General features: G+C 40.9%; 7 protein-coding genes and 1 pseudogene. All 8 read right to left on the bottom strand.

The features are described 5' to 3' along the window. Nucleotides 1-236 precede the first annotated feature (236 nt). Nucleotides 237-488, bottom strand: a complete 252-nt coding sequence (locus H5202_RS17340; RefSeq protein WP_101085179.1) for a transposase — start codon at nt 486-488, stop codon at nt 237-239. A gap of 19 nt (nt 489-507) precedes the next feature. Then, nucleotides 508-660, bottom strand: coding sequence for a hypothetical protein (locus H5202_RS17335; protein ID WP_182773180.1), 153 nt, complete (start codon nt 658-660; stop codon nt 508-510). A gap of 531 nt (nt 661-1,191) precedes the next feature. Further along, complete coding sequence (gene mgtE, locus H5202_RS17330; protein ID WP_182773179.1) at nt 1,192-2,556, bottom strand: magnesium transporter; 1,365 nt, start codon at nt 2,554-2,556, stop codon at nt 1,192-1,194. A 505-nt stretch (nt 2,557-3,061) separates the two neighbouring features. After that, nucleotides 3,062-3,337: an HPr family phosphocarrier protein gene (locus H5202_RS17325; protein ID WP_182773178.1), complete on the bottom strand. Its 276-nt coding sequence runs from the start codon at nt 3,335-3,337 to the stop codon at nt 3,062-3,064. Between the two features lie 16 nt (nt 3,338-3,353). Further along, a complete protein-coding gene (gene rapZ, locus H5202_RS17320) occupies nt 3,354-4,220 on the bottom strand; it encodes an RNase adapter RapZ (RefSeq protein ID WP_182773177.1) in 867 nt (288 codons plus the stop codon). Further along, on the bottom strand, nt 4,217-4,660 hold the full coding sequence (gene ptsN, locus H5202_RS17315; RefSeq protein ID WP_182773176.1) for a PTS IIA-like nitrogen regulatory protein PtsN: 444 nt from the start codon (nt 4,658-4,660) through the stop codon (nt 4,217-4,219). The genes rapZ and ptsN overlap by 4 nt, the downstream gene beginning before the upstream one ends. A gap of 2 nt (nt 4,661-4,662) precedes the next feature. After that, nucleotides 4,663-4,950: a ribosome hibernation-promoting factor, HPF/YfiA family gene (hpf, locus tag H5202_RS17310; RefSeq protein WP_182773175.1), complete on the bottom strand. Its 288-nt coding sequence runs from the start codon at nt 4,948-4,950 to the stop codon at nt 4,663-4,665. Between the two features lie 25 nt (nt 4,951-4,975). Continuing rightward, nucleotides 4,976-5,519: pseudogene (locus tag H5202_RS17305) on the bottom strand (RNA polymerase factor sigma-54); the annotation flags it as partial.

Below are 5,519 nucleotides of genomic sequence, written 5' to 3'. Positions count from 1 at the left end.
AGCTTAAACACCTTAATAAAAATGACGTTATCGGATAATAGAGTCTGGGGACCCAATAACGCCTGAACTGTAATGCTAGTCGTCTTCCTAACAACTAACGGTAAAGCCATAAAGCGGCAAGGATGTATGAAGCTGTGCGCTTATTTTTATTAGTCTGTTTGTTGCTGTGCTATCAACTTGCTGGGGAACGAGTTGTTAACACGATCAAACATCCTTGCCAAAAACGGTTTATTTTACTAACTTGCCATTGTTTGTAATTGTTGACTTAATTGAGCGATCTTTTGTTGTAAATAGGCTATTTCTGATACGATCGCTCCTTTGCTTTCAGTTTGGCGACTATCGTTACTTCTCACCCATTGATAAACAGTTTTGGCCGACACACCATATTGTTTTGCTACGTCAGACAATAACCTATTATGGTTTTTGACTTCATTAATCACTTGTCTCTGTAAGTCGATTGGATACTGTCTCGCATTTGACATATTCATCAAATAATTTCCTTCTGATTTATCTATGTTTCCCTGAGCGAGTTTCAACCTCATCCCACTGACTGCAACCGAGATGCGCTAAGAAAAAAATGTTTTGACGGCATTGTTCAATGACATTATTGACCATGACATTTATCGATATAATGCTACGTTTTACGGTTATTTTATTCATCGCTATCTCCTACAATTACAATGGACTGCTTAAAAAATAAACTACTACTTAGTAGGTATACATTCTTATATGGAAAGCTTGTGCCAACTTTGGTAAATATTTTTAACTGTTATTTATCAGTGATTTAATTGTTTTCTATGCGCTTGTTGTTTTTGAGTTGTTAGTCAAATTGGTGCAATTGCACTAATTTGGTGAATGTACTCTACCGAACACGAATGACTGTCGTCATTGTCGCTGAGCAGTATGGATGATAAATATGGCAAAAAAAGGTCACCTTAATGACAAGATGAAGGCAAGGTTATTGTCGGATGAGTTGTTGGGGGGAGAGTGTTTGAAAAACGTGACGACAGTAGGGGCTTCTAATAGAATAGCAAAGGTTTTCAGAATGGTAAGTGCTCGGTGAATGAGCTCGGTGAACGAGCTTATATGTAAAAAAGACTTATGAGTATGAAAGAGGCGTTGAGGTCCGTAAAATTGCGCTAGCATGGCCAATTTTACGGACGACAGATATGCACTAGTAAAATCAATGAACTAGTGCATCAAAAATAATGTGGCTAGGCCCAAAAATGCAAATAAGCCAACGACATCGGTTACCGTCGTTAACACCATGCCTCCCGCCAGTGCAGGGTCGATTTTTAATTTTTTTAACATTATTGGAATGGTGGCGCCAGCGAAACCTGCCACTGTCATATTAATCAGCATGGCACTGCCAATTAATCCACCTAATGCGATGTCGTCTTTCCAAAGCCATACCGCAAAAAATACCAATACAGACCACATTAAGCCGTTTAATAATCCGATACTCAATTCCTTACCAATTAACCAACGCGAGTTACTTTGGCCAATATGCCCAAGTGCTATCCCGCGGATCACTAGTGCTAAGGTTTGATTACCCGCAACGCCTCCCATGCTCGGCACAATGGTCATTAAAATCGCGATGGTGGCAAATTGCTCTAAGGTACCTTCAAACATATTGCTGACAGACGAGGCTAATAATGCTGCAAATAGATTGATAGTCAGCCACAGAGAGCGTCTCAGAGTACTTTTAAGCACAGGGCCAAAGGTATCTTCATCATCATCCATCCCAGCCATCCCCATCATTGAATGTTCGGCATCTTCGCGGATCACATCGATAATGTCATCGATAGTAATTCGGCCAAGCAGTTTTGCTTGGCTGTCGACGACTGGAGCAGATATCCAGTCCATCCGTTCAAATTTTTGGGCAACGTCTTTATCGGACATTTCAACAGGAATACTTTCTAATTCAGTGTCCATAATGCTGCGGATCGTTACGCTTGGATCGCATGTGAGTAAATCAGCTAGCCTGACTCCACCTAAAACATGATCTTGGCGGTCAACAACATATAAAGTATCAGTTGTATCAGGCAAATGTCCTCGTTGACGTAAATAGCGTAATACCACTTCGATATTGACATCCGGTCGTAGAGTGACGGTATCAGTATTCATAATACTGCCAGCAGTATCATCTGGGTAACGCAATGCTTGCTCTACTCTATCCCTGTCTTGGCTTCGCATTGATTTGAGTACTTTTTTGTAAACAACATCGGGTAGGCTACGAAGAATATAGGCGAGATCATCTGTATCCATGCCTATAGTGGCCTGGGCAAGCTTCTCTGGGGTCATGCTGCTGATCAGTGAATCTTTAAGTTCTTCACCTAATTCATCAAGAATTTCACCGGCATATTGCTGATCAATGAGTTGCCATAACACCTGACGATTTTTGGGCGGAGATGATTCGAGAATAAGCGCGACATCGTTAGGTGACATGGTATGTAGCATGTTACGGGCATGAACAAACAGGCCGCTGTCTAGCGCTTGAGCGAGTTGATTGAGACGTTGTTCTGTTATCTCATTATCTAGGTACTCTTTACCCATATATCTACTTCCTATTCGTCATACTAATATCATTCAGTATGTAATCATTCTGGGCTTCTCAGGTTGTACAGTTCAAGGCGTATAAATGAAGAAATAGCTGTCTTTGCTGTAGACGATGAACGCAGAAAATACTTAAGTATTTTCTGCGGAGAAATTCTGCACTGCCTATGCCGCTTTACATACTACAGACCTACGACTTCACGGAAGCAGAGTTGCACTAGATCCGTTGCTGGAAGTCGCTATGTCTTTATCATGTTAAGCACTACACTCCCGCAGAATGAACAGATGCAAATGAGATTAGTATCAACTGCGTGAGATAAACCTAAGGGCTAATATTTTCGAGGGACTGATGTCTACCAGTGAGCATCAACGTCATGTCTGTTTGATTAGTATGGGCCTAGTCATGTAAAGGCCGCATGCAATTACGGTGATGATATTTACAAATGAGTGGCTCGCGGCCATTTGCAAATTAAAAGCTATTCACAAATCTTGTGCTATTGAAAAATTAACAACATTCATCAAATTTAGCATTAATGAGATCACACACTGCGTTTAATGCAACTTCAGCGTCAGGGCCTTGAGCTGTCACAGTAATCATTTTACCGATACCACTTTCAAGCATTAATAACCCAAGCACGCTAGCTGCGCTGGCGTTTTTTTCCCCTTGAGTTAAGGTGATGTTGGCATCAAAATCTGCAGCTAATACCGCGAGCTTTGTTGCTGCGCGGGCATGCAATCCCAATTTGTTTGAAATGGTAACTTGGCGTTCAAGTTTGATCATTGACCCGATCCTATGTTCACTTAGTTACTATATCACTGATATTTAATTCTCTGTGGCGAGCATTAACGGTGTGTTTACTGCCTTGCCTAAATCGTTTTGCTAACTGATCTGCAATATATACCGAACGATGCTGGCCTCCAGTACAACCAATCGCGATAGTAAGGTAACTGCGATTGTTACGTTCTAAATGTGGCATCCAAGTTTCAAATAGGTTTTCAATTTGCCAAATAAATTTATTAACCAATGGCTGGCGACCTAAAAACTCTTGTACGGGTTCGTCTAACCCCGTAAATGGGCGCAGTTCAATTTCCCAATGTGGGTTGGGCAAAAAGCGTACATCAAACATAAAGTCTGCTTCTGTCGGCATTCCGTGCTTAAAGCCAAATGATTCAAAGTTAATGACTAACTCTTTATCAACACTGCCTAATAATATTTGCCTAACTTGGTCGCTTAATTCGTATATATTCAGCGCAGAAGTGTCGATGTAGTGGTCAACAATTTTAGCAATAGGCTCAAGTAAACGGCCTTCTAACTTGATCGCTTCTTGCAGTGAAATATGATTTTTAGATAATGGGTGTAATCGACGTGTTTCGCTGTAGCGTTTGAGCAATACTTTGTCATTGGAATTTAAAAAGAAGCTAATAATTTCAGTGTCATTTTCCAGTAGTGCCAATTGTTCTTGAAGTACTTTGCCTTGTTCAGCAATGTTGCGAACATCAACGCTAATCGCAACCAAATCATTACTGCCCTTAAGCTGAGCTAATAATGTGCCAATGAGCGGTAAAGGCAAATTATCAACACAATAATACCCCAGGTCTTCTAATACTCTCAGGGCAACAGATTTTCCTGAGCCTGAACGTCCCGATACTATGACAAGTTTCATGCAGTAATAACCTGATAAAGTTCTGTTGCGTCGTGAGTTTTACGAAGCTGTTTCAATATTTGCTTATCGCTTAACTTTTGGGCCATGCTTGATAACGTGCCTAAATGTTGTTGGCACTGGTCTGCAGGTACTAACAAAGCAAATAAAATATCCACGGGCTGTTTATCGATTGCATCAAAGGCAATGGGTTCTTCACATTTAATAAATATTGCGATAGGGCGTTCGATGGTCGTTAATCGGCCATGAGGTATCGCAATGCCATTTCCTATACCTGTGCTACCCATTTTCTCTCTCGCTAGCAGGCTTTCAAAAACCTCTTGCGAAGACAGGGTTGGGTACTGGGCAGCGACTAAATTGCTGATGAGTTCCAGTACTTTTTTCTTACTGCCCGGTGTGGCACAGGTAGTGCATTCCGGCTGCAGAATGGTACAAAGTTCCATCGTTAGTGTTTTGTATTCTTCTCTTTGTGTTTAATTACCTGACGGTCGAGTTTGTCGATCAGGGCGTCTATTGCAGCATACATATCAGTATTGTCTGACATCGCAAAAATTTCTGCGCCATTAACGTTGATTTTAGCTTCTGCTTTTTGCTGTAATTTTTCTAAACTGAGTACAACGTGTACATTATGGATCTGATCGAAGTGTCGTTCAAGCTTTGAAAATTTAACATGGACATATTCACGTAATGATTCTGTGATTTCGACATGTCGTCCAGTTAGGCTTATTTGCATAAAAAATCCTCCATTGCCTTGTAGGTTATAAACTCTTACGTTGGTTTGAGGGCGGGATCAGCATTGCTTCTCGATATTTTGCAATCGTACGACGTGCAACGTTTATACCTTGTTCTGCCAGAAGTTGAGCCATTTTACTGTCACTTAGGGGTTTTTGCTGGTTTTCTGCGGCAACGAGTTTTTTGATAAAAGCACGAATTGCGGTTGATGAGCATTCCCCACCATCGTCAGTACTGACATGGCTCGAGAAGAAGTATTTTAGTTCAAATAATCCACGTGGAGTGTGCATATATTTTTGTGTGGTGACACGTGAAATAGTCGATTCATGCATTTCTACGGCTTCAGCAATATCATTCAATACCATAGGCTTCATGGCTTCTTCACCATATTCAAAGAAACCTTGCTGAAATTTTACAATACAATTAGCCACTTTAAGTAAAGTATCATTGCGGCTTTCGATACTTTTAATAAACCATTTAGCTTCTTGCAGGTGGCCTCGAATAAATTGGCTATCAGACGGGTTTTTGCTGCTTCTAGCCATTGCAGCATATTGCTGATTAACACCAATT

Source organism: Shewanella sp. SG41-4, assembly GCF_014164505.1.
Taxonomy (GTDB): domain Bacteria; phylum Pseudomonadota; class Gammaproteobacteria; order Enterobacterales; family Shewanellaceae; genus Shewanella.
Note: the sequence above shows the minus strand (reverse complement) of the source record. Positions and strands in the feature narration are given on the sequence as shown.